At 71.3% G+C, this 26,034-nt stretch carries 26 protein-coding genes; 17 read left to right on the plus strand and 9 right to left on the minus strand.

Annotation, left to right across the window (positions count from 1 at the left end; genetic code table 11):
• The first annotated feature begins 10 nt into the window (after positions 1-10).
• From Afe05nite_RS04090 to Afe05nite_RS04105, 4 genes are all read left to right on the plus strand, one after another.
• Positions 11-2,164: a heavy metal translocating P-type ATPase gene (locus tag Afe05nite_RS04090; RefSeq protein WP_203815636.1), complete on the plus strand. Its 2,154-nt coding sequence runs from the start codon at positions 11-13 to the stop codon at positions 2,162-2,164.
• Between the two features lie 68 nt (positions 2,165-2,232).
• A complete protein-coding gene (locus Afe05nite_RS04095; protein ID WP_203815577.1) occupies positions 2,233-2,628 on the plus strand; it encodes a hypothetical protein in 396 nt (131 codons plus the stop codon).
• Positions 2,628-3,815, plus strand: a complete 1,188-nt coding sequence (locus tag Afe05nite_RS04100) for a hypothetical protein (protein WP_203815578.1) — start codon at positions 2,628-2,630, stop codon at positions 3,813-3,815. The genes Afe05nite_RS04095 and Afe05nite_RS04100 overlap by 1 nt, the downstream gene beginning before the upstream one ends.
• On the plus strand, positions 3,812-4,930 hold the full coding sequence (locus Afe05nite_RS04105; protein ID WP_203815579.1) for a S8 family serine peptidase: 1,119 nt from the start codon (positions 3,812-3,814) through the stop codon (positions 4,928-4,930). Before Afe05nite_RS04100 ends, Afe05nite_RS04105 begins: the two co-directional genes overlap by 4 nt.
• A 268-nt stretch (positions 4,931-5,198) precedes the next feature.
• Here the strand turns inward: Afe05nite_RS04105 and Afe05nite_RS04110 are convergent, their stop codons facing one another.
• The 4 genes from Afe05nite_RS04110 to Afe05nite_RS04125 form a co-directional block, all read right to left on the minus strand.
• A complete protein-coding gene (locus Afe05nite_RS04110; protein WP_203815580.1) occupies positions 5,199-5,912 on the minus strand; it encodes a TetR/AcrR family transcriptional regulator in 714 nt (237 codons plus the stop codon).
• Positions 5,893-6,345 (minus strand): thiol-disulfide oxidoreductase DCC family protein, encoded by a 453-nt coding sequence (locus tag Afe05nite_RS04115; protein WP_203815581.1) that lies wholly within the window; start codon positions 6,343-6,345, stop codon positions 5,893-5,895. The genes Afe05nite_RS04110 and Afe05nite_RS04115 overlap by 20 nt, the downstream gene beginning before the upstream one ends.
• Positions 6,342-6,749, minus strand: a complete 408-nt coding sequence (locus Afe05nite_RS04120) for a hypothetical protein (RefSeq protein ID WP_203815582.1) — start codon at positions 6,747-6,749, stop codon at positions 6,342-6,344. The genes Afe05nite_RS04115 and Afe05nite_RS04120 overlap by 4 nt, the downstream gene beginning before the upstream one ends.
• Positions 6,750-6,835: 86 nt before the next feature.
• Positions 6,836-8,272 (minus strand): glycoside hydrolase family 3 protein, encoded by a 1,437-nt coding sequence (locus tag Afe05nite_RS04125; RefSeq protein WP_203815583.1) that lies wholly within the window; start codon positions 8,270-8,272, stop codon positions 6,836-6,838.
• 172 nt (positions 8,273-8,444) lie between these two features.
• Between Afe05nite_RS04125 and Afe05nite_RS04130 the strand changes: the two genes are divergently transcribed.
• Genes Afe05nite_RS04130 through Afe05nite_RS04140 form a run of 3 tightly spaced genes read left to right on the plus strand, consistent with a single transcriptional unit; the run spans position 8,445 to position 11,378 of the window.
• Positions 8,445-9,635, plus strand: coding sequence for an ROK family transcriptional regulator (locus Afe05nite_RS04130; RefSeq protein ID WP_203815584.1), 1,191 nt, complete (start codon positions 8,445-8,447; stop codon positions 9,633-9,635).
• A 36-nt stretch (positions 9,636-9,671) separates the two neighbouring features.
• The gene (locus Afe05nite_RS04135) at positions 9,672-10,487 is read left to right on the plus strand and encodes an ABC transporter ATP-binding protein (protein ID WP_203815585.1); all 816 of its coding nucleotides are present in this window, start codon (positions 9,672-9,674) and stop codon (positions 10,485-10,487) included.
• Positions 10,488-11,378 carry a ribokinase gene (locus tag Afe05nite_RS04140; RefSeq protein WP_203815586.1) on the plus strand — a complete coding sequence of 297 codons (891 nt, stop codon included), beginning with the start codon at positions 10,488-10,490 and terminating at the stop codon, positions 11,376-11,378. It begins immediately after the preceding gene.
• Between the two features lie 16 nt (positions 11,379-11,394).
• Here Afe05nite_RS04140 and Afe05nite_RS04145 read toward each other — a convergent pair whose 3' ends face one another.
• Both Afe05nite_RS04145 and Afe05nite_RS04150 read right to left on the minus strand, forming a co-directional pair.
• Positions 11,395-11,748, minus strand: coding sequence for a DoxX family protein (locus Afe05nite_RS04145; protein ID WP_239117535.1), 354 nt, complete (start codon positions 11,746-11,748; stop codon positions 11,395-11,397).
• A 10-nt stretch (positions 11,749-11,758) separates the two neighbouring features.
• Positions 11,759-12,226, minus strand: coding sequence for a DUF6232 family protein (locus Afe05nite_RS04150; protein ID WP_203815587.1), 468 nt, complete (start codon positions 12,224-12,226; stop codon positions 11,759-11,761).
• Positions 12,227-12,285: 59 nt separating this feature from the next.
• Between Afe05nite_RS04150 and Afe05nite_RS04155 the strand changes: the two genes are divergently transcribed.
• From Afe05nite_RS04155 to Afe05nite_RS04170, 4 genes are all read left to right on the plus strand, one after another.
• Positions 12,286-13,059, plus strand: coding sequence for an enoyl-CoA hydratase/isomerase family protein (locus Afe05nite_RS04155; RefSeq protein WP_203815588.1), 774 nt, complete (start codon positions 12,286-12,288; stop codon positions 13,057-13,059).
• 85 nt (positions 13,060-13,144) lie between these two features.
• Positions 13,145-13,660 (plus strand): hypothetical protein, encoded by a 516-nt coding sequence (locus Afe05nite_RS04160; RefSeq protein WP_203815589.1) that lies wholly within the window; start codon positions 13,145-13,147, stop codon positions 13,658-13,660.
• Between the two features lie 26 nt (positions 13,661-13,686).
• Positions 13,687-15,438: an Hsp70 family protein gene (locus Afe05nite_RS04165; protein ID WP_203815590.1), complete on the plus strand. Its 1,752-nt coding sequence runs from the start codon at positions 13,687-13,689 to the stop codon at positions 15,436-15,438.
• 27 nt (positions 15,439-15,465) lie between these two features.
• A complete protein-coding gene (locus tag Afe05nite_RS04170; RefSeq protein WP_203815591.1) occupies positions 15,466-17,079 on the plus strand; it encodes an acetolactate synthase in 1,614 nt (537 codons plus the stop codon).
• Here the strand turns inward: Afe05nite_RS04170 and Afe05nite_RS04175 are convergent, their stop codons facing one another.
• Genes Afe05nite_RS04175 through Afe05nite_RS04185 form a run of 3 tightly spaced genes read right to left on the minus strand, consistent with a single transcriptional unit; the run spans position 17,080 to position 18,183 of the window.
• Positions 17,080-17,427 carry a PLDc N-terminal domain-containing protein gene (locus tag Afe05nite_RS04175; protein ID WP_203815592.1) on the minus strand — a complete coding sequence of 116 codons (348 nt, stop codon included), beginning with the start codon at positions 17,425-17,427 and terminating at the stop codon, positions 17,080-17,082.
• 38 nt (positions 17,428-17,465) lie between these two features.
• Positions 17,466-17,768 carry a DUF202 domain-containing protein gene (locus Afe05nite_RS04180; protein ID WP_203815593.1) on the minus strand — a complete coding sequence of 101 codons (303 nt, stop codon included), beginning with the start codon at positions 17,766-17,768 and terminating at the stop codon, positions 17,466-17,468.
• A 28-nt stretch (positions 17,769-17,796) separates the two neighbouring features.
• On the minus strand, positions 17,797-18,183 hold the full coding sequence (locus Afe05nite_RS04185; protein ID WP_203815594.1) for a YidH family protein: 387 nt from the start codon (positions 18,181-18,183) through the stop codon (positions 17,797-17,799).
• A 351-nt stretch (positions 18,184-18,534) separates the two neighbouring features.
• On the opposite strand from Afe05nite_RS04185, the gene Afe05nite_RS04190 reads away from it, so the two are divergent.
• The 6 genes from Afe05nite_RS04190 (at position 18,535) to ligA (ending at position 25,890) form a co-directional block, all read left to right on the plus strand.
• Positions 18,535-19,311 carry an electron transfer flavoprotein subunit beta/FixA family protein gene (locus Afe05nite_RS04190; protein WP_203815595.1) on the plus strand — a complete coding sequence of 259 codons (777 nt, stop codon included), beginning with the start codon at positions 18,535-18,537 and terminating at the stop codon, positions 19,309-19,311.
• A gap of 12 nt (positions 19,312-19,323) precedes the next feature.
• Positions 19,324-20,256: an electron transfer flavoprotein subunit alpha/FixB family protein gene (locus Afe05nite_RS04195; protein WP_203815596.1), complete on the plus strand. Its 933-nt coding sequence runs from the start codon at positions 19,324-19,326 to the stop codon at positions 20,254-20,256.
• An 82-nt stretch (positions 20,257-20,338) separates the two neighbouring features.
• A complete protein-coding gene (locus tag Afe05nite_RS04200) occupies positions 20,339-21,514 on the plus strand; it encodes a cysteine desulfurase family protein (protein WP_203815597.1) in 1,176 nt (391 codons plus the stop codon).
• Between the two features lie 13 nt (positions 21,515-21,527).
• Positions 21,528-22,628 carry a tRNA 2-thiouridine(34) synthase MnmA gene (mnmA, locus tag Afe05nite_RS04205; protein ID WP_203815598.1) on the plus strand — a complete coding sequence of 367 codons (1,101 nt, stop codon included), beginning with the start codon at positions 21,528-21,530 and terminating at the stop codon, positions 22,626-22,628.
• On the plus strand, positions 22,621-23,607 hold the full coding sequence (locus tag Afe05nite_RS04210; protein WP_203815599.1) for a methionine synthase: 987 nt from the start codon (positions 22,621-22,623) through the stop codon (positions 23,605-23,607). The genes mnmA and Afe05nite_RS04210 overlap by 8 nt, the downstream gene beginning before the upstream one ends.
• A gap of 90 nt (positions 23,608-23,697) precedes the next feature.
• Positions 23,698-25,890, plus strand: a complete 2,193-nt coding sequence (ligA, locus tag Afe05nite_RS04215; protein ID WP_203815638.1) for an NAD-dependent DNA ligase LigA — start codon at positions 23,698-23,700, stop codon at positions 25,888-25,890.
• Positions 25,891-26,034 lie beyond the last annotated feature (144 nt).

Genomic DNA, 26,034 nt, shown 5'->3' on the forward strand with positions numbered 1-26,034 from the left:
GATCGGCGGCATGACGTGCGCGTCGTGTGCCAGCCGGATCGAGAAGAAGCTGAACCGGCTCGACGGCGTGACCGCGACCGTGAACTACGCGACCGAGAAGGCGCGGGCGACGGTGCCGTCGTCGGTCTCCGTCGCGGACCTCATCGCCGTGGTGGAGAAGACGGGATACACCGCGGCCGAGCCCTCGGCCGCCCCGGAGCAACCGGAGACCCGTGATCCACTTCGGGACCGCCTGATCATCTCGGCCGTGCTGAGCCTCCCGGTGGTCGTTCTGGCGATGGTTCCGGCCTGGCAGTTCGACTACTGGCAGTGGCTGTCGCTCGTGCTCGCCTCACCCGTTGTCGTCTACGGTGGCTGGCCGTTCCACCGGGCCGCCTTCGTCAACCTGCGGCACGGGGCCGCCGCCATGGACACGCTCGTCTCGGTCGGCACGCTGGCCGCGTACGGCTGGTCGCTCTGGGCCCTGTTCCTCGGCGACGCCGGGATGCCCGGCATGACCCACCCGTTCTCCCTCACCGCGAGTGCGGGCGACGCCATCTATCTCGAGGCCGCCGCCGGGGTGACCACGTTCCTGCTGGCCGGGCGCTATCTGGAGGCGCGGGCCAAGCGCCGCGCCGGGGACGCTCTGCGAGCGCTGCTCGAGCTGGGCGCGAAGACGGTCACGGTCCGGCGGGACGGCCGGGAGCGCGAGATCCCCGCGTCCGACTTGCGGGTCGGTGACCATTTTCTGGTACGCCCGGGGGAGAAGGTCGCCACCGACGGCGTGGTTCTGGACGGCGCGTCCGCCCTGGACCTGAGCCTGCTGACGGGCGAATCGGTGCCGGTCGAAGTGCGTGTCGGTGATCCGGTGACCGGCGCGACCCTCAACGCCGGCGGTCGTCTCGTGGTGCGCGCCACCAAGGTCGGCGCCGACACCCAGCTCGCCCAGATGGCCCGCCTGGTCGAGGACGCACAGAACGGCAAAGCGGCGGTCCAGCGCCTGGCCGACCGCATCTCCGCGATCTTCGTCCCGGTCGTGCTCCTGCTGGCCGCCGGCACCCTCGGCTTCTGGCTCGGCACCGGCCACGGCGCCTCGGCCGCCTTCACCGCCGCCGTGGCCGTACTGATCATCGCCTGCCCCTGCGCCCTCGGCCTGGCCACCCCGACCGCCCTGCTGGTCGGCACCGGGCGGGGCGCCCAGCTCGGCATCCTGATCCGCGGCGTCGAGGCGCTCGAATCAACGCGTCGCGTCGACACGATCGTGCTCGACAAGACCGGCACCGTCACGACCGGCCGGATGTCGGTGGTGAGCGTCGTGCCCGCCGCCTCCTCGAGTGAAGATCAACTTCTGCGGTTGGCCGGTGCCGTCGAGGCCGCCTCGGAACACCCGCTCGGCCGGGCCATCACCGCGGCGGCCCGATCCGCCGGCCCGCTGCCCCCGGTGACCGAATTCCGGGCAACCGCCGGCGTCGGGGTGCGCGGCCGGGTCGACGGCCTGCTCGTCGAGGTCGGCACGGCCACCGTCGCGGCCGACTCGCCCACCATGCGGCCCCACCAGAACCTCCCGGCCGCGGCGACCTGGGTCGAGGTCCGCGCCGAGGGCACGGTGCGCGGATGGCTTGCGCTTGCCGATGCCGTACGCCCGACCAGCGCCGCCGCCATCGCCTCGCTCCGCCGCCTCGGCCTCGAACCGATGCTGGTCACCGGCGACGCGGCGGAGGTGGCCGACGCCGTAGCGGCCGAGGTCGGCATCACCCAGGTATTCGCGGGCGTCCTCCCGGCCGGCAAAGTCGAGGTGGTCAAACGCCTGCAGGCGAACGGCCGCACGGTCGCGATGGTCGGCGACGGGGTGAACGACGCCGCCGCCCTGGCCCAGTCCGACCTGGGCCTCGCCATGGGAGCCGGCACCGACGTGGCCATCCAGGCCTCCGACCTGACCCTGGTGCGCGACGACCTGACCGCGGCGGTCGACGCCGTACGCCTCTCCCGTCGCACCCTGGCCATCATCCGAGGCAACCTGTTCTGGGCGTTCGCGTACAACGTCGCCGCCCTGCCCCTGGCCGCCGCCGGCCTGCTCAACCCGATGATCGCCGGCGCCACGATGGCGTTGAGCTCGATCTTCGTCGTCCTCAACAGCCTGCGCCTGCGCCGTTTCGAACCCGACCGCCACTTCCGTCGTGTGTAGAACAGGGCAGAGCGCACGCGGCCCCATCGATATGATGGACAGTCGCGGTTCGGGAACGGGGAGGAAACGTGGCCGGCGGAGTGCAGATAGACACCGACGGGGTCGGTGACTTCGGAACAGGCATGCAGAAACAGGCCACCAATGGCTTCGCCGACATCGCCGGCCGCGGCGCCGACCTGCACCGCCAGGGCGTCGGCTTCGGCTCCCGCATGACGCCGAGCGACATCGTCACCCAGGCCAAAGTCCGCTACGCCGAGGCCCTGGCCCACGCCGAAGCCAACCTGCGCGCCTACCAGACCGCCGCCGGCATCCTGGCCGAGGTCGCCGAGCAGATAGCCCAACAGTTCTCCACCGTGGACCTGAACTCCAAACAGGCCCAGCAGCAGGTCGAATACCTGATGGCCACCGCCACGGCAGCAGCCAACCGAGCGCTGACCCTGGACCCCGACGGCGGGCCCGCCTGATGCCGGCAAACTGGAACAACTACAACTTGCCGGCCATCCAGCAGATGCTCGAGCCCGACAACGTCTGCACCGGCGCCGACCGCGTACTGGCCTGGGACTCACTGGCCACCGCGGTGAACGACCAGCACACCCGCCTCCAGACGGCCGGCCGCAAACTCGCCGACGCCTGGCCCCCGGAGCGCAACGACTCAGCCGTCACCTTCCTCAGCCAGATCGACGTCCTCCTCGACTCGATGAAGGAGACGATGACCGCCGCCGCCAACACACATGCCGGGCTGCGCGGCGTCATGGCGGCAATCAGCAAGGCCCAAGCCGACGTCCGCGAACTGGGCGCCGGCCGCGCATCGGTGAGCACCGACATCATGCCGCGCTTCATCGACCACGCCGAAGACGAATACGACGCCAAGGCCCAGCAGGCGATGCGCGAGATGGAAGCCGCAATCGCCGACCACAGCAAACAGATCACCGCACCCGCGCTGTACGCCTTGAAACCGGCTGCCAACGACGGCCCCGGCATACCCGATCCCCACGGCGGCAGTTCGGCGGCGAGCGCTTCCGGCTCCGGTTCGACGGTGCGAGCGACACCAATAGAAGTCCCGGTGCCGCACGACCCGGTTCTGCCGGATCCGATTGCCGGCTCGGAGACCGGTGGGTCCGGCTCTGGTTCGATCACTGATCCATCGCTGGGTATCGGCCCGGGTCTCAGCGGTGTCGTCGCGACACCGCCACCTGCCCCGTTGACCAGCCCGACCTCCACATTGGGGTTGCCGACCAGCACAGGCACAGGTTCCGGGGGAATACCGGGGCAGTTGCCTGCCGGAGTGGGACTGATCGCGGGCGGTGGCCTCGGCGCCGGCGGAGGGCTCGGATTCGGCATACCCGGGGTTCCCGGTGGCCGAGCGGCGGCAAGCTCGCGACGTGCCGTGTCGATACGTCGGGGTCTGCCGTCCGGCGCGGTGCTGGGCGAGGGAGGGCTAGCTGGTGGCCGCGGGGCGGTCGCGGGCCAGATGCCGCTCGAAGGTCAGCCAGGTCGACGGGGCACACGAGGCGAGAATGGTGATTCCCTGATCGCCGGCGAAGCAGATGAGCAGTGGGAGACCGCCGAGGGGGTAGCGCCGGTGATCGCTCCGGACGACACCAAGGTCTGGCACGATCCGGGTTTCGGCGTACTTGGTTTCGGCCGATGATCCGAGGTTTCATGGCTGGTGCTGCGGTCGCCCTCACGATGGTGGCGGTAACCGGAGCTCCAGCGATGGCGGATACGACCCGGGATCGACAGTGGTACCTCGGCGATCTGAAAGTCGCCGAGGCACACAAGATCACTAAGGGTGCGGGTGTAACTGTCGCATTGATCGACACTGGCGTCGATCCCGATCACCCTGATCTTGCTGATGCGCTGCTTCCCGGCCTCAATACTGTTGAGAGCGACCTGTCCGGCACCAAGGGCACCGAGGACGTGGACGGCCACGGCACCGCTATGGCCGGAATTGTGGCTGGGCGGGGTCACGGTTCTGGTGCCGGAGTGCTGGGCATCGCGCCAGCGGCCAAGATTCTTCCCATCGCCACGGGAGGTAGCGGCTTCAAACCGTCCTCCTACATCGCGAAAGCGGTCGACTTCGCCATTCAAAGACACGTCGGCGTGATCAACATGTCGTTCGGCGGAGCTGATGACGAGACTGTGCACGCGGCGATCCGCAAGGCTCAAGCGGCCGACATCGTCTTGGTCGCTGCCGCTGGAAACGACGACGCAATCGGAAACTCGGCTGGTCAATACCCGGGGAGATATCTCGAAGTCTTGGCGGTCGGGGCGTATGGCAAAGACCGAAAAATCGCCTCGATCTCGATCGTCGGCCCGCACGTCGATCTTGCGGCTCCGGGGGGCCAGATCATGAGCACTGCCAAGGGCGGGGGCTATGAGGTCAGCGGCGGGACCAGTGATGCGACCGCGATTGTCAGTGGGGCGGCGGCTCTGGTTCGGGCGAAATTTCCGGGCCTGAGTGCGGCGGAGGTCGTGCATCGGCTTACGGCGACGGCGGATGATGCTGGGCCGGCTGGGCGCGACGACGCGTACGGCTATGGGCTGTTGAATGTGGTCAAAGCTCTTACCGCCGACGTGGCGCCGCTGCCCAGTGGTGGAGTGGCGTCGGCTGTGCCGACGCAGGCGGCGCCGCCGGTGGGCGCCGAGTCGGACGGTCTGCCGAAGCCGGTCGGGGTGCTGGTGCCGGCGTTGATCGGCGGGGGACTGGTGCTGCTTGGCGGGGTGGCCGCGGCGGTGTTCTGGGTGCGGCGGCGGAGCGGCTGAAACGGTGTGAGCCGGGCTGCGTCGGACTGCTCCCGAAGTCTGTCGCGCCCGGCTCACCGTTGCCGCGGGACTCGGGCTGGTCCCGTTAGTCCGAGGGCCCCGCAACGTTCCCCAGATCCGCCTGCGGACATCACGCTACGTGCCGGCTTGGTGCGGGCGGAAGCGGGGAATGCTCGAAATGGCCGTTCGGGCAGGCCAACATAGGCGACAGATCCGGAAATCACCGGACACCGGGGCTTAATGGGACTTCGGGTGTCACGCAGGGTGATCAGTCGTCGCGGCGGACGGACTCGATCAGGGCCAGGATCTGGCGGAGCGCCGGGCGCAGGACGCGCAGCCGGGACAGGCTCACCATGCGGTCGATCAGCGGCACCGCGCCGTCGATCAGGCGTCGGGTGCGGCGCTGGTCGGGTGATTTGTCGTAGACCCAGAACAGGATCACGCCCATCCAGCCGAGCCACAGCAGTTCCGGCAGTTCCTTGCGGAGCTCGGGGTCGAGTTTGACGGTCGAGCCGTCGAGCACGTCCCGGAAGATCGCGATCGACGCGTCGCGGGCCGGCGAGGAGGCGCTGGAGAACGGGCTCAGGGGCGAGGACGGCTCGGCCGCGTACTTGAAGAATGTGGCGGCGAAGGAATGGTACGGCCCATTGACGTCGATCCCGACGTGCATGACTCCACGGAGGCGGGCCGCGAACTCCTTCTCGTCGGCGAGCACCCGCACCGACGCGACCCGCATCTCGTCCTGATTGCGGTCGTAGAACCCCTGGATCAGGTGTTCCTTGGAGTCGAAGTAGTAATACGCGTTTCCGACCGCGACACCCGCCTCCTTGGCGATGGCCCGCATGGTCGTCTCGGCGTATCCCCGCTCGCGGAACAACCGCAGCGCCGTCTCGAGGATCAGCTGGCGCGTCTGTTCGCCCCGGGCCTGCCGCGTCGGGGCAGGGGTGCCCGGCTCGGTGGGGTCAGCGGCAGCGGTCGTCACATTGGTCACGGTAGTCCGCCGTACCTGTCCGGTCCGGCCCCGGGGATCGGGTCCGCTCCCGAACCGCGGAGATCGCGGCGATGAAGCGCCTGGCTCCCGGCAGCAGCCGGGGGTGGGCGAAGCGTTCGGCGGTGGCCCGGTAGTCGGTGAGCGCCCACAGGCAGGCGAACCACGCCGCGTCACCGGAGTAGTAGGAGCCGTCGTCCGCGACCACCGTGAGGTCACGCATCGTGGCCGCATGGTCAAGCCCGGGGAAGAGCGAGCGGGCGTCGGGCGATCCGGCCGGAGCGAACTTGAGGGGTACGAGCTGGGCCCGGCTCGCCAGCCAACGATGAGCGGTGCGACAGACCGGGCAGCCCTCGTCGTAGAGAACCGTGAAGGACCCGACCCGGCCGGCCCCGTGACCGGCCGGGTCGGAGTGCGCGGTGGTCATGGGCGGGCCGGGTGCATCGGCAGGCGCCCGGTCGGCGGGAGGGGCGGCTGGACCTGTTGGTGGCGGAGCCGGCCGCGGCGGTAGCGGCCGAGGAAGAACACATTGCAGAAGTGCAGGATGCCGAGCACCAGCAGGACGAGGCCGACCTTGGTGGAGAGGGTCTCGAGCGCCGCGCTGGTGTCTCCGACCTGCGCGCTGGACCGCATCGCGAACGTCACGTAACCGAGGTTCAGCAGGTAGAAGCCCATCACCAGCAGTTGGTTGACGGCTTTGGCGAGCTTCGTGTCGGCGAAGACGTCGGCGAGGAAGACCAGCCCGTTGCGGGAGAGCGTGGTCGCCACCCAGACCGTCAGGCCGATGCTGACCGCGAGGTAGAGCAGGTACATCCAGACCTTCGGAGCCATCGGATCGCCTTTCTTGAACGTGTTCAACTATGTCGCGCTCAGCGTAAGGCCAAACTTGAACGCGTTCAAGAAATGTGATCTGGAAGTCAGGCGAGCCCGAGAACCTCGGCGGCGGCGATCGAACTGGCCCGGCTCCCGCCGTAGGTGGTGATGAACGCCTGCACGCCGATCGGCCGCCAGGAGGAGGGCCACCCCATCTCGACGACTGCCAAGGTGGTGGCCGCCGCGAGCGCCTCGATCAGGGCCCGATCCTCGGGAAGGCGGTGGACGCGGCGGCCGACCAGGACGATCGGCCGCCCGGCGGCGCGGGCGAGGATCTCCTCGGCCGACCCGGCGCCACCGGTGACCTCGAGGTGGGAGTCGCCGACGAGGGGACCGAGGCCCCACGGCACCCGCCCGACGGCGGCCGAGTGGACCGGCGCCAACTGCACCACGAGCGGCGATTCGAGCCCGGCCAGCACGCCCTGCACCCGAACGGCCCGCCGAGCGGCGACCAAACCCGAGCGGTCGTCGGGAGAAAGCGCTCTTCCGGTGGGGGCGCCGGGGGACGTCAATTCCGCCGTACGGGAAACCGCCTCTTCCAATCGCCCAAGCGCGAGTCGCCCGTCCCGGGTGGCCGCGCCGATCTCCGCCGCGACCGCCTCGATCAGCTCCGCCGAGCCGCGCGAACCGAGGCACAGCAGGTCGGCGCCCGCCGCGAGGGCCCGCACCGCCCCCTGCGGAACCCCGCCCGCCGCCAGCACCGCGCCGCTCATCTCGAGTGCGTCGGTGACGATGACGCCGGCGAAGGCTTGCTCCCGACGGAGCAGAGAGAGCGCTTCCCGGCTGAAGGTGGCCGGATCGCGCCCGGTGAGGGCCGGCACCCGGATGTGCGCCGTCATGACGGCGCGGACCCCGGCTCGGCTGGCCGCGGCGAACGGCGGCAGGTCGCGCGCCCGCAACACGTCGATCGACGCGTCGACGGTCGGCAGGGCCAGGTGCGAGTCGGCGATGGTGGCGCCGTGCCCCGGGAAGTGTTTCGCGCAGGCCGACACCCCGGCCTCCTGGAGCCCGGTGACGGCCGCCGCGGCGTGCCGGGACACCAGGTCGGTCGAGGCGCCGAACGAGCGTGTCCCGATCACCGGGTTGTCGCCGGCGGTGTTCACGTCGACCACCGGGGCCAGGTCGAGGGTGATGCCCGCGGCCACCAGCGAGGCCCCGATCGAGGAGTAGATCGACCGGGTGAGTTCCGGGTCGTCGATCGCGCCGAGGGCGGCGTTGCCCGGATAGGGGCTGCCGGTGCGGTGGTCGAGCCGGGTGACGTCGCCGCCCTCCTCGTCGATCGCCACGATCACGTCGTCGCGGACCGCGCGCAGCGACGCGGTGAGTGCGCTCGGCGAGCCGTCGACGTTGCCACCGAACAGGGTGAATCCCGCCAGGCCGGAGCCCAGCAGGGACCGGGCCCACGGGGGTGCGGTCGGGCCGGGAAAAGCCCCCAGAAGAGTGCCGAGAGCGAGCCGGCGGAGACCCTCATCGATGACCATGCTGTCCTTCCGACGGCCCAAGTCTGGCTGATTGGGCTCGCGAGCTGCCATGATCGCTCCGAGTCGATGACGTGCACTGCGGACGGCTACGATGCCGACGGTTACCCTGCGGCTACGGCGTCGGGCTCGGAAAGCCAACTGAAAGCAATTTTAGGTACTAGGGGACGTAGTTATGGCCGCCACCCGCCTTCCGGGCACACCCCGGCTGCTGCGCGCACTCAACGACCGCGCGGCGCTGGAACTGCTGCTCGACCGGGGTCCGCTGACCCGGGCCCAGCTCGGCGAGATGACCGGACTGAGCAAGGTCACCGCATCGCAGCTGGTGGAACGCCTCGAACAGCGGGGCCTCGTGCGCCGGGTCGGCGAGCAGGCCGGCGGTCGCGGACCGAACGCGCAGCTCTACGCGGTCACCCCGGGTAGCGCCCACGTGATCGGCGTCGACGTCGGCCCCGAGCGGGTCGCCGCCGCCTGCGCCGACATCACCGGCGCCATCGTCAGCCGCGTCGAGCAGTCCACCAAGGACACCGACGACCCGGTCGGAGTCGTGCACAACGCGGTCGTGCAGGCCGCGGCCGAGGCCGGCACCGACATGACCTCGGTGCGCCGGGTCGTGCTCGGCACGCCCGGTCTGGTCGACCCGGCCAGCGGTGAGATCTCGTTCGCGTGGGACCTGCCGCGCTGGCACCGGGGCCTGCTCGACGACCTGCGCCGCGATCTGAGCACCCCGGTCGTCTTCGGCAACGACGTCAACCTGGCCGCGATCGCCGAGCAGAGCGCCGGTGCCGCCAAGGGCATGCGCGACTTCGTGCTGATCTGGATCGGCCGCGGCGTCGGCCTGGCAAGCGTCATCGACGGCCGCCTCCACCAGGGTTCCACAGGCGCCGCGGGCGAGATCGGCTATCTACCGGTAGCCGGCGCCGAGGTGCCGCGCCACCAGTCGAAGCGGGCCCAGAAGGGCGGCGTGCGCGGTGCGTTCCAGAGCATCGCGGGGGCCGACGCGGTCAAGGCGATCGGCAAGAAGTACGGCTTCCGCGGCAACGAGGCGTCCGACGTGATCCGGGCCGCTGTCGAGTCGGGCGACGCCGGCGATCAGGTTCTCGACGAACTGGCCGAGAAGCTGGCCCTCGGGGTGGCCGCCACGTGCGTGGTCCTCGACCCGCCGTTGGTGGTGCTGGCCGGCGAGGTGAGCCAGGCCGGTGGCATCGGGCTGGCCGAGCGGGTCGAGCGCGAGGTGGCGGCGATCACCCTGGTCACCCCGAAGGTCGTGATCACCGAGGTGGAGTCGGAACCGGTGCTGCACGGCGCCCTGCACACGGCCCTGGACGCGGTCCGCGACGAGGTGTTCGGGTCGACCACGGGGTGAGCCCGGCCGGGTGGGGCGGCGTGGAAGGATGAAGCCGTGCTCGAGCCTGCCGTACGAATCCCGCCCCACGACGACACCGTCATCGCGTTCGACCGGGTCAGCGTCATCCGCAGTGGAAACCATCTGGTCCGGGGACTGTCCTGGCAGGTGGAGCTGGATGAGCGCTGGGTGGTCCTGGGGCCGAACGGAGCGGGCAAGACCACATTGCTCAACCTGGCCTCGGGCCGGCTGCACCCGTCGCGCGGCACGGCGTTCGTGCTGGGTGAGCGCCTCGGCCGCACCGACGTCAACGAGCTGCGCATGCGCATCGGCCTGTCGACGGGCCAGTTCGGCGAGCGCCTGCCGGCCGACGAGCGGGTCCTCGACGTGGTCGTCACGGCCGCCTGGTCGGTGGTGGGCCGCTGGCGGGAGAGCTACGACCCGCAGGACGAGGGCCGCGCCCGCCAACTGCTCGGCCAGCTCGGCATGGGCTCGCTGGTCGACCGCGAGTTCGGCACGCTTTCCGAGGGCGAGCGCAAGCGCACCCTGATCGCCCGAGCGCTGATGACCGACCCGGAACTGATGCTGCTCGACGAGCCGACCGCGGGCCTCGACCTGGGCGGCCGGGAGGACCTGATCGCCCGGCTGACCGAGCTGGCCCTCGACCCCGACTCGCCGGCCATGGTGCTGGTGACCCACCACGTCGAGGAGATCCCGCCCGGGTTCACCCACGCGATGCTGCTGCGTGAGGGCGCGATCGTGGCGGCGGGCCCGCTCGGCGAGGTGATGACCGCCGACAACCTGTCCAAGACGTTCGGCCTGCCGCTGGTCGTGGACCGGTTCGGCGACCGTTACGCGGCGCGGGCGGCTTAGGTGGCGCCGCGCATCGTGGTGGCCGGCAGCGCCAACATGGACCTGGTCGGGATCGCCGAGCGGCTGCCGCTGCCGGGCGAGACCGTGCTCGGCAGCGATTTCGTGATGATGCCCGGCGGCAAGGGCGCCAACCAGGCGATCGCCGCGGCGCGGGCGGGCAGCGGGTCGGTGTTCCTGGGCGCGATCGGCTCCGACTCGTTCGGCGTGACGCTCAACGCCCGGCTGCACGCCGCCGGGGTGGACGTCACCCACGTGCGCACCAGTTACGGCGCCTCCGGGGTGGCCGTGATCATGGTGGACCACGCCGGGGAGAACGCGATCCTGGTGTCGCCCGGCGCCAACAGCACCTTCACCAACCTCAACGAGGACGAGGCGCGGCTGATCGCGGGCGGCGACGTGCTGCTCTGCCAGCTGGAGATCCCGGTCGAGACGGTCACCGCGGCCTGCACGGCGGCCCGCGCCGGTGGCACCCGGACGATCCTGAACGCGGCGCCCGCCCGGGAACTGCCCGCCGACCTGCTCGCCAACGTCGACCTGCTGGTGGTCAACGAGCTCGAGGCGCAGACGATCACCGATTCGCAGTCACCCGACATGGCCGCCCTGCTCGCGCTCGTGCCGCGGGTGGTGCTGACCCTCGGCGGTTCCGGCTCGCGCTATGCCGAGCGGGACGGGCGCGACGAGTTCGTGCCCGCCTTCAAGGTCGAGCCGACCGACACCACGGCCGCCGGTGACGCGTTCACCGGCGCGCTGGCCGTGGCGTGGGGCGAGGGTCGCGACCTGATCGAGGCGGTGCGCTGGGCCAACGCGGCCGGCGCGGCGTGCGTACGCAAGCTTGGGGCGTCGAATGCCCTGCCCACCCGGACCGAGATCGACGAGATCTTCCAGGGCTGACCGGCCCGGCCGACGTTCAGCGGGCGACGCGGCGGGCCCAGAGCACGAGCGGCACCTGCAGCGGCAGCCGGCCGTAGGCGATCGCCCGCCGGCTCGGCGGCGCGTTGCGCCAGTCGTAGGCCATCTTGACGTTCGCCGGGAAGACGCCGACGAACAGCGCGGCGGCGGCCAGCCCGCCGAGGCGACGGGTGCGGGGGTGCGCGACGGCCGCCGCGACCGCCAGTTCGGCGACCCCGCTGAGGTAGGTCCAGGTGCGCGGCGAGCCGGGAAGCGATCTCGGCACGAGCGAGTCGAACGGCTTCGGCGCCACGAAGTGCAGCGTTCCCATCGCGGCCAGCATCCCGGCCAGTCCTACCGCCTGCTTGTTCATGATCGGAATCCTACCGGCGGGTAACTCCGGCCGGTTCGAGTGCGCGCTGCAGGGCCCGGTAGATGCGGCCGAAGCGGGACGCGTCCGCGGTCCGCAGCAGCCGCACGTCGCCGGTCGCGGTGCGGGCCCAGATCTCCAGCTCCCGGCTGCCCCGGTCGTGCGAGCGGTCGACCTGCTCGAGCAGGATGTCGGCGAGCGGCGCGGAGGCCAGGCCGATCAGGATGCCGCCGCCGATCAGCCCCACCGTCACCGGCGTCGAGGCGTCGATCACCAGCGCCACCCCCACCCCCAGCAGCCCCACCGCGATCGGCAGCAGCATCGCCATGCCGATCATGCCCCGGCCCGCGATCTTGCCCCAGGACCGGCGACCGCGCCTGTGCCACACCTGGATGAGCTCGGCCGGAGCGAAGTCGCGTCCGGCCATCCGGATGCCCGCCGAGGTGATCCGGACGTCCGGATCCCGGTAGTAGGTGGTCATGCACTCTCCGTACCCGTCGTAGGCTCTGGCGTAACCAAACACTCAGGGAGGCGTGTTTCGTGGGCGAGTTCGTGAAGCTGGAGATCAGCGACGGCATCGGCACCATCCGGCTGGATCGGCCCCCGATGAACCCACTCAACACCCAGGTGCAAGAAGAGCTGCGGGAGGCCGCGCATTCCGCCGCCGGCTCCGCGGAGGTCAAGGCGGTCATCGTGTACGGCGGACCGAAGGTGTTCGCCGCGGGCGCCGACATCACCGAGTTCACCACCCAGAGCTACCAGGACATGGTGGTCCGGGCCGGTGCGCTGTCCGGTGCGTTCGACTCGGTGGCCCGCATCCCCAAGCCGGTGGTCGCCGCGATCACCGGTTATGCCCTGGGTGGCGGCTGTGAGTTGGCCCTGGCCTGCGACTGGCGGGTGGTGGCCGAGGACGCCAAGCTCGGCCAGCCGGAGATCAAGCTCGGCCTGATCCCGGGCGCCGGTGGCACCCAGCGGCTGGCCCGCCTGGTCGGCCCGGCCAAGGCGAAGGATCTGATCTTCTCCGGCCGGATGGTGGACGCCGAGGAGGCGCTGCGGATCGGCCTGGCCGACCGGGTCGTCCCCGCCGCCGAGGTCTACTCGACCGCGATCGAGCTGGTCCGGCCGTTCGTGACCGGGCCCGCCCTGGCCCTGCGTGCCGCCAAGCAGGCGATCGACGCCGGCCTGAGCATGGATCTCGCCTCCGGCCTGGCCCTGGAGTCGCAGCTGTTCGCCTCGCTGTTCGCCACCGACGACCGGGCCGAGGGCACGTCGGCGTTCGTCGCGAAACGTAAGCCCACATTTACCGGGCGTTGATGCTCGCTTCCATCGATCGGGTGCCATAAAGTCCGTCGATGTGGAATCGGTGACCGCCACGCGCCGAGTCCGCCGCACTGTGCGTGTGGCGGTTGCCCTTGTGCTGGGGCAAGCGCTGCTCTGCGCGCTCGTCGGTTACCTCACGCTGGGCCGGTCCGGCGCGCAGCCCCGCGCCGACCAGCTGGCCGAGCCGCCGCTGGCCCCGCCGGTGACCGCGACCAGGAGCTTCGAGCCGCCGTCAAGCGCCGCGCCCAGTTCCCGCGCGGCGACCGCGACCGGCAAGCCGAAGCGCCGGAACACCGCCGGGTCGGGCCGCTCCCGGACCGCGCCGCCCCCGGCCCCGCCCGGCCTCGCCACCCGGTCGCCGATGACGCTGCTCGGGCCGAGCCCATCGGCCCGGCCCCCCGGCCCCACGCCCGGCTCCGGAAATCCGTTCCTGCCGCCCCGCCCCCCGACCGTTCCGCCGGGCGGCCCGGTGCAGCGGCCGGTCACCGTCGGCGATCTCTGCGTGCCCGCCGGGGCGTTCGGGTTCACCTCGGACGACACTCTGGTTCGCTGCTTGCGCACGGCTCGTCACGCGCCGCGTTGGAAGATCGTCTAGAAGCGAGGACCCCCTAGACTCAGCGCATGGCCAACGACCCAGGGGGCCCGAAGCGGCACGCCCTCGGCGTGGACTTCGGCACGTCCAACACCGTCGCGGTGGCGCGCTGGCCCGACGGCCGGGCCCGCCCGATCCTGGTCGACGGCTCGCCGCTGCTGCCCTCCGCTGTCTACGCCGAGCCCGGCGGCCTGCTCAACGTGGGCCGCGACGCCGTGCACAGCGCCCGCCTCGACCCGGCCCGCTTCGAGCCCAACCCGAAGCGGCGCATCGACGACGGCACCGTGCTGCTCGGCGACCAGGAGCTGCCGATCGTCGACCTGATCGAGGCGGTGCTGGCCCGGGTCGCCGAGGAATGGCACCGCACGGTCGGCCCGGTCGAGACCGACGTGACCCTGACCTGCCCGGCGACCTGGGGCGCGGCCCGCCGCACGCTGCTCGCCGAGGCCGCCGCCCGGGCCGGTCTGGCGGGTGCGCGACTGGTCGCCGAGCCGGTGGCGGCCGCGACCTACTTCGCCGAGGTGCTCGGCCGGGACGTGCCGATCGGCTCGGTAGTGGTGGTGCACGACTTCGGGGCCGGCACGTTCGACGCCAGCGTGGTCGCCCGCACCGCGTCCGGGTTCGAGGTGATGGCCGTCGACGGCCGCGACGACATCGGCGGCCTCGACATCGACGCCGCCATCGTCGAGCACCTGCGCACCGACGAGTGGCAGCGGCTGCTCGAGCCGACCACGATCGAGGAGCGCCGCGCCCGCCGTCAGCTGTGGGACGACGTACGCATCGCCAAGGAGCGGCTGTCCCGCGCCCAGTCCGCCGACTTCGTGGTGCCGCTGCTCGACACCGAGGTCCATCTGACTCGCGACGAGCTGGAGACCCTCGCCCGGCCGGTGCTCGACCAGACCGTCCGCATCACCCAGGGCCTGCTCCGCTGGGCCGACCTGGCCGAGGGGCGGCTGGCCGGGGTGTTCCTGGTCGGCGGGGCCAGTCGCATCCCGCTCGTCGCCACCCTGCTGCACCGTGAGCTGGGCGAGGCGCCGGTGGTGATCGAGCAGCCCGAGCTGGTGGTGGCCGAGGGCAGCATCCTCGCCGACGCCGCCCTGCTGACCACCGGAGCGGCCGCCCCCGGCCCGACCGCCGAGCTGCGCCTGGTGTCGAGCCGGCGCGCCGAGAGCATCGCCGTCCCGGCGTCGGCTCCGCCCGCGGCCCCCGAGCCGGACGACGCCGAGACCGTGCCGGTGCCGCGCAGCATCCTGGCGCAGCACGTGCCCGGCACGACGGGCTTGCAGCCGCCGGTCGACCCGTGGCCCGATGCCGCGCACGGCACCTGGATTCCCGACCCGCATGCCACGGTCGCGACCCCGAAACCGCGGTTCGACGGTCCTCTTCGCGTACCCCCGCCGCCGCCGGATCCGACGCCGAGCGCGGGCCGGCCGATGTCCCCGGCCCGGCCGTCCGCCCGGCCGATGTCGCCCGCTCGGCCGATCTCGTCGGCCCGGCCGATCTCGTCGGCGCCGGTGCGCACGACGCCCGTGACGCGTTCGCAGCCGGTGACCCCGGTCCGGCCGGCGGCGCGGGTCGCCAAGGCCGCGAAGCCCCGGAAGCGGCGTGGCGGATTCGTGCGCTTCGTCCAGGTGCTGCTCAGTTTCCTGGTGATGCTCGCGGTTCCGGTGGCCGCACTCGTGCTGGCCTACGGTTACGGCAACGGTGAGTCGATCGAGCAGGACGCGGTGCACGTCTACGAGGACATCCTCCGCTTCGCCGGGTTGTCTGCCGGGAGCTAGCGGGCTACCGGGTAGTAGGTTGACGGCATGGCTGAGGTGATCGAGGGACACGGCGGCGATCTGGCTCTGGCGGCACTGCGGGCGTTCGGGGTGAAGGAGATGTTCACCCTCTCCGGCGGGCACGTCTTCCCGCTCTACGACGCCGCGCACAAGGCCGGCTTCCCGATCTACGACGTGCGGCACGAACAGTCCGCGGTGTTCGCCGCCGAGGCGGTCGCCAAGCTGCAGCGCCGGCCGGGCCTCGCGGTGCTCACCGCCGGCCCCGGCGTCACCAACGGCATCTCCGGACTGACAAGCGCGTTCTTCAACGCCTCGCCGGTGCTCGTGCTGGGTGGGCGTGCCCCGCAGTTCCGCTGGGGCTCGGGCAGTCTGCAGGAGTTCGACCACGTGCCGCTGGTCGCGCCGGTCACCAAATACGCCGGCACGGTCACCGAGACCGATGCCATCCCCGGCGAGATCGGGGCGGCGCTGACCGCGGCGCTCACCGCCCACCGCGGGCCCGCCTTCCTCGACCTGCCGCTCGAAGTGGTCTTCTCCAGCGGCGAGGCGGCCGCGCCCGGGGCGCCCGCCGTGCCGGTCCTCGAGGCCGACCCCGACGAGGTCGCGCGCGCGGCCGAGCTGCTGTGCAAAGCGCAACGGCCGGTCATCATCTCCGGCTCCGACGTCTGGGGCGGCGGCGCGATCGACGAGCTGCGGGCCGCCGCCGAGGCGCTGCAGGTGCCGGTCTTCACCAACGGCATGGGCCGCGGCGCGCTGCCGCCGACGCACCCGCTCGCGTTCGCCAAGGCCCGGCGGGCGGCCTTCAACGAGGCCGACGTGGTCTGCGTGATCGGCACGCCGCTCGATTTCCGGCTCGGGTTCGGCGAGTTCGGCGAGGCCCAGGTCGTGCACATCGTGGACGCCCCGACGCAGCGCGCCACCCATGTCACCCCGGCCGTCTCACCCGCCGGCGACCTGCGCCGGATTCTCGCCGCGCTGGCCGAGAAGACCGCCGAGCACACCGAGTGGATCCAGGGACTGCGGGCCGCCGAGGACGCCGGAAAGGCGCGCGACGCCGAGGCGATGGCGGCCGACACCGACCCGATCAAACCCGCCCGGGTCTACGGCGAACTGCGCAAGGTCCTGGCCGCCGACGCGGTGACCATCGGCGACGGCGGCGACTTCGTCTCCTACGCCGGTCGTTTCCTCGAACCGGCCCAGCCCGGCACGTGGCTCGACCCGGGCCCGTACGGCTGCCTCGGCACCGGCATGGGCTACGCGATGGGGGCCCGGGTCACCTACCCCGACCGGCAGATCTGCGTGCTCTTCGGCGACGGCGCGGCCGGGTTCTCCCTGATGGACGTCGAGTCGCTGGTGCGCCAGAAGCTGCCGGTCGTGATGGTGGTCGGCAACAACGGCATCTGGGGCCTGGAGAAGCACCCGATGAACGCGATGTACGGCTACGACGTGGCCGCCGACCTGCAGCCCGGCCTGCGTTACGACGACGTGGTGCGGGCCCTCGGCGGGGCCGGCGAGACGGTCGAGAAGTCGGCCGACCTCGGCCCGGCGCTGGCCCGAGCCTTCGACGCCAACGTTCCGTACCTGGTGAACGTGCTGACCGACCCGGCCGACGCCTACCCCCGCAGCTCCAACCTCGCCTGACTATTTTTCGTCGTCGCGGTTCTTTCTGAACTCCTTCTCCCACTGGGCAAGGGTTTCCCGGTCGCGGCGGGACTGGTCGCTGTCCATCTTCCGCAGGAAGTCGGCGTCGTCGTCCGGTGCGGACGGGCGCCCCCGGCCGCGCCGGGGTGGCGCGCCCTCCTGCGGCACCGGCCGCGGCCGGCCGGCCAGGAAGTAGGCGATCGGACCCACCAGCGGAAGCACGACGATGAGAAGCACCCAGAGGGCGCGCGGCGCGTTGCGCACGCGATCGGCGGACAGCACGCTGATCAGCGCCAGCACAAAGAGGACCAGCTGCGCAGCAGCCAGGAAGATGAACACCCGCACCATGGGCCAATGATGACTCGCTCCTGCCGCTTCGGCGACGACTAGAGCATGACAACCAGCCCGCCGAGCACCGCGATGGTGGCGGCGATCAATGCGTAGGCGGGCACGGCCCGCCGGGCGGGCTGCGGCGGGGTGCGACGCAGGGCGTACGAGCGGCGGTACGCGAGTCCGATCATCGCCACCCATGCCGCCATCGCGAGGGCCGCCGTGAGCCAGGTGAGCGCCCCGGCGTCGGGCCGGAACGCGGGTCGCGCGGCGAGCAGGCAGACGGCCGTGGCCGACATGCCGGTGCGCCGCCAGGCCAGCCGGGTGCGCTCGGCCGAGGCGCCCGGGTCGGGGCTCACCCCGCCGGTCTTCTCGGCCGGACCGGTCTCATCGGACCGCTTTGATGGCCACCGCGACGACCAGGAGCAGGGCGCCGGCCGCCACCATCAGGGCCAGGATCGCCGGGAACTTGGAGCCGGGCAGTTCCTGGCCGAGCCGCATCGCGCGCTCGGTGCGCGCCCAGTGGTCGACCGCGCGCAACGCCACCACCCCGCCGAGCAGCAGCAGGGCGATCGAGATCACTTCACGCAGGTGCGCGACCGGCAGCGGGGGGAGGAACTGGGCGCAGGCCAGGCCGCCGGCGACCAGGGCCAGGCCGGTGCGGATCCAGGCCAGGAACGTGCGTTCGTTGGCCAGCGAGAACCGGTAGTCGGGGGTGCGGCCGACGGTGGGCTGCTTCTCCGGGTCGAACCACTGTCGCAGGTCACCGAGCACCGATCGATTATTGACCGGTCAGGTCAAGAAGGTGCGTCCAGAGACTGCGGACTTCGTCACTGACGCACGACTCCCGGGACCGTCCGCAGCGGCACCACGGCGAGTCCGGGCCGGTCCGACCATGGGACTCCATCGTCGGGCTCAGCGGACGTGGTACAGAGTGGGGGACAGGCGAGCGAAACTCGTCGAGCAGTGGAGCGAGTTGGATGGACATGTCGCGACACCTCCTCAGCCCATCATGGTGAGGTGTGTCACTCTGGGTTGCTGTCACGCCTAAGCTACTGGCGGGTAACCTTCCAGAAGGCGTTCGACCGCAACGGTGCGTTCAAAACAGGAGGTCGTAGGAGCGCGATGAACATCGTCGTTTTGGTGAAGCAGGTGCCCGACTCCGGCTCGTCGCGCGAGTTGGCGAGCGACAACACGGTTGATCGCGCCTCGGCGAGCAATGTGATCAACGAGATGGACGAATACGCCATCGAAGAGGCGCTGAAGATCAAAGAGGCGCACGGCGGTGAGGTCACGGTGCTGACCATGGGTCCCGCCGGAGCCACCGAGTCCATCCGCAAGGCGCTCTCGATGGGCCCCGACAAGGCGGTCCACGTGACCGACGACGCGCTGCACGGCTCCTGCGCCGTGGCCACCTCCAAGGTGCTCGCCGCCGCCCTCGGCACGCTGAACGCCGATGTGATCATCGCCGGCGCCGAGTCGACCGACGGCCGCGTGCAGGTCATGCCGCACATGCTGGCCGAGCGCCTGGGCATCGCCGCGCTCACCGGCGCGCGCAAGCTGACCGTCGAGGGCAACCAGCTCACCGCCGAGCGGCAGACCGACGAGGGCTACGAGGTCGTCACCGCCGCCACCCCGGCCGTGGTGAGCGTGTGGGACACCATCAACGAGCCGCGCTACCCGTCCTTCAAGGGCATCATGGCCGCCAAGAAGAAGCCGGTGCAGACCCTCTCGCTGGCCGACCTGGGGATCTCCGCCGACGAGGTGGGCACGGCCGGCGCCACCAGCCAGGTGCTGGAGTTCGCCAAGCGTCCCGAGCGCAGCGGCGGCACCAAGGTCACCGACGAGGGCGACGGCGGCGCGCAGCTCGTCGCGTACCTCACCAACGAGAAGTTCGTCTGAGAGGGGTCGGTCATGGCTGAGGTTCTGGTTGTCGTCGAGGCCGGCGTCAAGAAGGTCACGCTCGAGATGCTGACCGTCGCCCGCGCGCTGGGCACGCCGAGCGCCGTGGTGTTCGGCGAGGCGGACACCGCCAAGCTCGCCGAGTACGGCGCCGAGAAGATCTACGTCGCGGCCGGTGCGGACGTCGAGGATTACCTGGTGGCGCCCAAGGCCACCGTCGTCGCCTCGCTGGTCAAGCAGGTGCAGCCGGCGGCCGTGCTGCTCGGTGCGACCCAGGAAGGCAAGGAGATCGCCGGCCGGCTGGCCGTCAAGCTGGACAACGGTCTGCTCACCGACGCCGTCGCGGTCGACGCCGACGGCACCGCCACGCAGGGCATCTTCGCCGGCAGCGCGGTGGTGAAGTCCAAGGTCACCAAGGGCCTGCCGATCATCACGATCCGCCCCAACTCGACCACCCCCGAGGCGGCCCCGGCCGCCGGCACGGTCGAGCAGTTGACCGTCGCGGTCGACGACGCCGACAAGCTCACCAAGGTCGTCGAGCGGGTGGCTGAGAAGAAGGGCTCCCGGCCCGAGCTCACCGAGGCCTCGATCGTGGTCTCCGGCGGCCGCGGCGTCGGCAGCGGGGACAACTTCAAGCTCGTCGAGGAGCTCGCCGACCTGCTCGGCGGCGCCGTCGGGGCGTCCCGGGCGGCCGTCGACTCCGGCTTCTACCCGCACCAGTTCCAGGTCGGGCAGACCGGCAAGACCGTGTCCCCGCAGCTCTACGTGGCTCTGGGCATCTCCGGCGCGATCCAGCACCGGGCCGGCATGCAGACCTCGAAGACGATCGTCGCGGTCAACAAGGACGCCGAGGCGCCGATCTTCGAGCTGGCCGATTACGGCGTCGTCGGTGACCTGTTCAAGGTCGTACCGCAAGCCGCCGAGGAGATCCGCAAGCGCAAGTGAGGCCCCGCGGAGGGTGCGCTTGCGCACCCTCCGCTCTCTGCCCGAGGGAACCCCGCCGGGCAAGGCATAAGCTTTGCGATTGATGGCCTATCTGGATCACGCGGCGACCACCCCGATGCTCGAGGAAGCGCTCGAGGCTTACGCCTCCGCTGCCCGCTCGGTCGGTAACCCGTCTTCATTGCATGCCGCTGGGCGCTCCGCCCGCCGGCTGGTCGAGGAATCTCGCGAACGCATCGCCGCCGCGCTCGGCGCCCGCCCCTCCGAAGTGATCTTCACGAGTGGCGGCACGGAAAGCGACAACCTGGCGACGAAGGGCGTTTTCTGGGCGCAGCGGGCGAGTTCGCTCAACCGCACCCGGGTGATCGCCTCCGCGGTCGAACACCACGCCGTGCTCGACGCGGTCGATTGGCTCGGCAAACACGAGGGCGCGGTGGCCGACCTGCTGCCGGTCGACCAGCAGGGCCGGGTCGACCCGGAGCGGCTGGCCGAGCGGATCGCGCGCTACCGCGACGAGATCGCCGTGATCAGCGTCCAGTGGGCGAACAACGAGGTCGGCACCGTCCAGCCGATCCACGCCCTCGCCCGGCTCGCCGCCGACGCCGGCATCCCGTTCCACACCGACGCCGTGCAGGCGGTCGGGCAGATTCCGGTCGACTTCGCCGCGAGCGGCGCCGCGGCGCTCACCGTGACCGGCCACAAGCTGGGCGGACCGGTCGGCGTGGGCGCCCTGCTGCTGGGCCGCGACGTGCCGTGCACCCCGCTGCTGCACGGCGGCGGCCAGGAACGCGACGTCCGCTCCGGCACCCTCGACACGGCCGGCGTGGCCGCCTTCGCGGTGGCGGTGGAGTCGGCGGTCAAGGGCCGGGAAGACTACGCCGCCCGGGTCGGCGAGCTGCGTGACGAGCTCGTCCAGCGGGTCCGGGCCGCCGTGCCCGACGCGATCCTCAACGGCGATCCCGCCGACCGGCTGCCCGGCAACGCCCACTTCAGCTTTCCCGGCTGCGAGGGCGACGCCCTGCTCCTGCTCCTCGACGCCCAGGGCGTCTTCTGCTCGACCGGCTCGGCCTGCTCGGCCGGCGTCGCGCAGCCGAGCCACGTGCTCCTCGCGATGGGCGCCGACGACGACCGGGCGCGTTCGTCGCTTCGCTTCACCCTCGGGCACACCAGCACGATCGATGACGTCGACGCCTTGCTGGCGGCGTTGCCGGGGGCGGTCGAGCGGGCCCGCCGCGCCACCGCGTGGAAAACTCCGCGCTAGTAGTCTTCAAGACATGCGAGTACTTGCGGCCATGTCCGGCGGTGTCGATTCCGCTGTCGCCGCCGCGCGCGCCCACGAGGCGGGCCACGACGTCACCGGCGTGCACCTCGCGCTGGCCCGAAACCCCCAGACGTACCGGACCGGCGCGCGGGGCTGTTGCACCCTGGAAGACTCCCGCGACGCCCGGCGCGCCGCGGATGTGATCGGCATCCCGTTCTATGTCTGGGACATGGCCGACCAGTTCCACGAGAACGTGGTGGACGACTTCGTCGCCGAATACGCCGCGGGGCGTACCCCCAATCCCTGCCTGCGCTGCAACGAGAAGATCAAGTTCGCCGCGGTGCTCGACCGCGCGGTCGCCCTGGGCTTCGACGCGGTGGTCACCGGGCACCACGCCCGGCTGGGCGCCGACGGCCTGCTCCGCCGCAGCGTCGACCTGCCGAAGGACCAGTCCTACGTGCTCGCCGTGCTGACCCGGGCGCAGCTCGACCGGTCCGTCTTCCCGCTGGGCGACTCGACCAAGGCTCGAGTGCGCGAGGAGGCTGCCGAGCGCGGCCTCGCGGTGGCGGAAAAGCCCGATTCGCATGACATCTGCTTCATCGCCGACGGCGACACCAAGGGCTTTCTGGAGCGCCGGCTGGGCTCGGCGCCGGGTGACATCGTCGATTCGCGTACGGGCGAGAAGCTCGGCACCCACGGCGGCGCCTACGCCTACACGATCGGCCAGCGTAAAGGCCTCGACCTGCGGGTGCCCGCGCCCGACGGACGACCGCGCTACGTCCTCTCGATCACCCCGAAGACCAACACGGTGACGGTCGGCTCGCGCGAGGAGCTGGCGGTCGACACGGTCACCGCGGCCAAGGTCATCTGGCACGGCGAGTCGACCCCGGTCGAGTGCGAGGTGCAGCTCCGCGCGCACGGCGAGGTCGTCCCCGCGACGGTCACGGTGGCCGGCGACGCGCTGACGGCCCGGCTGCACGAGCCGGCCCGGGGCGTCGCCGCCGGTCAGGCGATCGTGGCCTACCGGCGCGACGCGGGCGGCGACATCGTGCTCGGCTCGGCGACGATCACCGCCGGCGTCCGCTCGGCCGACCTGGAGACCGCGCGTGTCTGACTTCGCCTGGCCGGCCGGGGCGGCCACCGGGATCGGCTCGCTGCCCGGCACCGACATCGTCGAGGCGCAGCGCGTCGTCCTGGGTGAGCTGCCCGACCTGCCACACCTGCCGGAGCTGCCGGAACGCGGGCCGGGCGCCGACATCCTCGGGCGCAGCGCCGGGTTCCTGGTCGATCTGCCGGTGCAGCTCTACGCCGGCCGCTGGCAGCTGGCGCCCCGCCCGGGCCAGGATCTGCGCCGCACGGCCGACCTGCTCGAACGCGACCTCGACCAGATGACCGAGCAGGGCGACGGCTTCACCGGCGTCTTCAAGGTGCAGGCGGCCGGGCCGTGGACGCTCGCGGCCGGCCTCGAGATGCTCATCGGCGGGCGGGTGCTGCGCGACCCCGGTGCGGTGCGCGATCTCACCGACTCGCTTGCCGAGGGCCTCCGGCGGCACGTCGACGACGTGCGCAAACGGCTGCCGGGAGCGACCGTGCTGCTCCAGCTCGACGAGCCGTCGCTGCCGTCGGTTCTCGCCGGGCAGGTGCCGACGGAGAGCGGCCTGAGCTCCTATCGCGCGGTCGAGGCAGCGGACGCCGCCACGGCGCTGCGGACGATCGTCGAGGCGGTGGGCGTACCGGTCGTGGCGCACTGCTGTGCTCCGGGCGTACCGCTGCGGGTTTTCCGGGATGCCCGGGTCGCCGGCTTCGCGCTCGACCTCGCGCTGCTCAAAGATCTTGATCCGCTGGGTGAGGCGATCGAGGCCGGCGTCGGTCTCTTCGCCGGTGCGGTGCCGACCTCCGGGCCCAAGCCGGACGGGAAGCAGGCGGCCGAGCGGGTCCGCAAGCTGTGGTCGCGGCTCGGGTTCTCGCCGGCGAAGGCGGCCCGGCAGGTCGTCGTCACCCCGGCATGCGGACTCGCGGGAGCTTCGCCGGCCTATGTCCGGGCCGCGCTGATCGCCTGCCGGGAGGCCGGCCGGCGGCTCGCCGAGGCCTGACGCGGGCCGCGAAAATGTCGTACCAGGCGACTACCGTTTCTCGTATCTCACGCGAGACCGGAGGTTGTGGTGGCCGACAAACAGGAAGTCGTGGAGGTGGCCGCGCCCACCCCGGAGCAGGAGGCGGCCGCCGGTAAGGACCCGACGTCCGAGGCCAGCGCGCGGCACGCGGCGCTCAGCGAAGAGGTTCGCGGCCACCAATACCGCTATTACGTGCTCGACTCGCCCACCATCGCCGACGCCGACTTCGACCGGCTGCTGCGTGAGCTGCAGGCGTTGGAGGAGGAGTTCCCGGCACTGCGCACGCCCGATTCGCCCACCCAGAACGTCGGCGGCACGTTCTCCACGCTGTTCACCCCGGTCGAGCACGCCGAGCGGATGCTCTCGCTCGACAACGTCTTCGACGAGGACGAACTGGCCGGCTGGGCCGAGCGCACGATCCGGGACGCCGGTGGGCCGACCGAGTTCATCTGCGAGCTCAAGGTCGACGGTCTGGCGATCAACCTGACATATGAGAAGGGCAAGCTGGTCCGGGGCGCGACCCGGGGCGACGGGCGCACGGGTGAGGATGTCACTCCCAACGTGCGCACCATTCGCGCCATCCCCGAGCGGTTGACCGGCGACAACCTGCCCGAGCTGCTCGAGGTGCGCGGCGAGATCTACTTCCCGGTGTCCGCGTTCGCCGACCTCAACGCGTCGCTCGTCGAGCAGGGCAAGGCGCCGTTCGCCAACCCGCGCAACGCCGCCGCCGGCAGCCTCCGGCAGAAGGATCCGCGGATCACCGCGTCGCGGGGCCTGCGCATGGTCGTGCACGGCATCGGCGCCCGCGTCGGCTTCGCCCCGACGTCGCAGTCGCACGCCTACGAGGCGCTGAAGGCGTGGGGCCTGCCGACGAGCGACCGGTGGAAACTCGTCGACGACCTGGCCGGGGTGCGCGAGTTCATCGCCTATTACGGCGAGCACCGCCACGACGTCGAGCACGAGATCGACGGCGTGGTGGTCAAGGTCGACTCGGTGTCGATCCAGGGCCGGCTCGGCTCGACCAGCCGGGCGCCGCGCTGGGCGATCGCCTACAAATACCCGCCCGAGGAGGTCACCACCAAGCTCCTCGACATCTCGGTGAATGTCGGGCGCACCGGCCGGGTCACCCCGTTCGCCGTCCTCGCGCCGGTCAAGGTGGCCGGTTCCACCGTCGCGCTGGCCACCCTGCACAACGCCCGTGAGGTGGAGCGCAAAGGTGTGCTGATCGGCGACACGATCGTGCTGCGCAAGGCCGGTGACGTCATCCCCGAGGTGCTCGGCCCGGTGATCGACCTGCGGCCCGACGATGCTCGGGCGTTTGTGATGCCGACCCACTGTCCCTCCTGCGGCACCGAGCTGGCGCCGGCCAAGGAGAGCGACATCGACATCCGGTGTCCCAACACCCGGTCCTGCCCGTCGCAGTTGCGCGAGCGGGTGTTCCATCTGGCCGGGCGCGGCGGCTTCGACATCGAGGTGCTCGGTTACAAGGCGGGCCAGGCTCTGCTCGACTCGCAGGTGATCACCGACGAGGGCGACCTGTTCGCGCTCACCGAGGAGCAGCTGCGCCGCTCGCCGTTCTTCGTCAACCAGGACGGCAGCCTCGGCAGCAACGCGGTCCGCCTGCTGGAAAACCTGGAGAAAGCCAAGGAACAGCCGCTCTGGCGGGTGCTCGTCGCCCTGTCCATCCGGCACGTGGGCCCGACGGCGGCACAGGCCCTGGCGCGCGAGTTCGGCTCGATGGAGGCGATCGAGCGGGTGGTGCAGAGCCCGCCACCGGCGCCGGTCGAGGAGCCGCCGGCCGACGAGGAATCCCCCAAGCGCAAGCCCAAGGCCGAGCCCGATCCGCTCTCCTCGGTCGAGGGCGTCGGCCCGACGATCGCGGTCAGCCTGCGCGAGTGGTTCACGGTCGGCTGGCACCGCGACATCATTCGCAAATGGCGCGAGGCCGGCGTCCGGATGGTCGACGAACGGGTCGACGAGGGTCCACGCCCGCTGGAGGGCCTGACCCTGGTGGTGACCGGCACGCTGTCGACCCACTCGCGCGACCAGGCCACCGAGGCCGTGACGTCGCGGGGCGGCAAGGTCAGCGGCTCGGTGTCGAAGAAGACCGCGTTCGTGGTGGTGGGGGACAACCCGGGCAGCAAATACGACAAGGCGTTGCAGTTGAAAGTCCCGGTGCTTGACGAAGAGGGCTTCGCCGTCCTGCTCGCCGAGGGGCCGGAGGCCGCCCGGGCGGTGGCCGAGCTGGCCCCCGACGAATGACCTGGGGTGTCACTCGGAAGACGGAACTATCAGGGTTTGAGCGTTTGGAGGCTTATGCCGATTTGATAACGCCCTAGCCGTTTGGCGGCCAACGGACAATGCGGATCTATCGTGAAAACAATCGGTTGATCCCGCACTGTGGAG

The organism is Paractinoplanes ferrugineus, from assembly GCF_016862195.1.
GTDB classification, from domain to species: domain Bacteria; phylum Actinomycetota; class Actinomycetes; order Mycobacteriales; family Micromonosporaceae; genus Actinoplanes; species Actinoplanes ferrugineus.